Raw genomic sequence first — 1680 nt, forward strand, 5'->3', positions numbered from 1 at the left:
TATTTCGAGAAGCAGTCTGAAGTGATATCCAAGAGCCAGGCGGAAAAACCCTTGCCTGAGCCAACGACCAGTCACGCTCCTGACGGGTCGCACAGCCACACGCCTGCTAAATGAGGAGCTGAAATCAGCCCCCGGCAAAACCGGGGGCTTTTTTGTTGTTCAGCAGTAGTGATCGGCAAATCCTGATTTCAGAAACGAAAGGAATACTGCACGCCTACTCCTGCAAAAGCCTGGTCAGTTCTGAGGGGTTGAAAACTATGTAAGGTCCGTTAAATAAAAAAAAGGAGATTTTTTCATGAAAAAGAAGAACTGGCACCTGAAATTCTCGCTGCTGCTCTCAGCGGTTATGTGGCTTGCTGCTACTGTTTCGACACCTGCATTTGCTGACAATGCCGTTAAGCTGAAAATACTGCTCCTCACGACAGGAGAGGTAACAGAAGATGCTGGCTATGCCTACATCAAACCGGTGCTTGATGAAATGGGCGTGCCATACGATGTATTGAACGCCAAGACGCAGGATCTTACCGCGGCGATGCTCGCCTCTAATGCGGGAGGGTCCAGCTGCCTGGCTGCCGAAGCAGGTTGCGTGGGCAACTATAACGGCATTATCCTGACGGACGCTGGACTGAACCCAGCCTTCACGCCCACGGAATGGGACATGTTGCACAATTACCAGAAAAACTTTGGTGTCCGTCAGGCGGTACTGTCAGGATGGCCGGCGACCTACTGGGATCCCGAGTCTCCTTTCGGAGTCTACCTGGATTATGGTCTGGTCTATTCCTCCGGCGGAGCCAGCTATGAAGGCCAATGGAGCGTGCCGGCGGCACTCAGCAAGGAAGTTTTTGAGTACGTGAACGTGACCAATCCATTTCCGATTACGGACTTTGCCTTTGCGGCCAACCCTCGAAATGACACCACGACCCTGCGGGACGGATCGAAGCCCAACGTTGTGCCGCTTTTGAAAACCCAAAATGGGGAGGCCCTGGTATCGATCGTGCGCTACACCATGCCCAACCAGACGATGCCGGTAAGGGAAGTGATGATCTCGACTATTAGCAATGCCACCTTCCTCATCCATTCGAAGGTTCTGGCCTACGAATTCATCAACTGGGTGACGCAGGGGGTATTCGTTGGCGCGCGCTTTGTTCATATGGCGACCCATCTGGATGATTTGTTCCTGGCCAACAATATATGGAATCCCGACCTCAACAATAATGATCCCGTGACGACCTACCGCCTGAACAGCGCCGACATTGCCAATGCAGTGAGCAAACAGCTCGCCTTTCGCGCCGCGCATCCGGTGGCCGGCGCTTACAAGCTGGATTTGGCGTTTAACGGCTCGGGAGCGGTGGTGGATCCGAAAGCGGCCATATTGGCACTGAACCTGGCCGACGGCCTGGTGGCGGCGGTAATGGCCAACAAAGCAAATTTCCGCTTCATCAACCACACCTTCACCCATCTGGACATGGACAAGGCACCGGTCCCGGCGAATGCCAATTGCGATTACCCCACCTTTACCACCCTCGCGGCTATCAAGGCGGAAATTACGAAGAACCGGACGGTCTGGGGTCTTCTCGGTCTTCCAGAGAAAAGCGATAACAACCGGGTGCTGGTAAGCGGCAATCATTCCGGGCTGAAAGACCGTAAATGCACCGATGAAATCGCCAAGCATCCGGAGAT

1 pseudogene is annotated in these 1680 nt (G+C 53.7%); it reads left to right on the plus strand.

Features of this window, described 5'->3' with window-relative positions:
• Positions 1 to 295: 295 nt before the first annotated feature.
• Positions 296 to 1680, plus strand: a pseudogene (locus C8R31_RS15725) (hypothetical protein); the annotation flags it as partial.

This window comes from Nitrosospira sp. Nsp2, assembly GCF_003050965.1.
In the GTDB taxonomy this organism is placed as follows: domain Bacteria; phylum Pseudomonadota; class Gammaproteobacteria; order Burkholderiales; family Nitrosomonadaceae; genus Nitrosospira.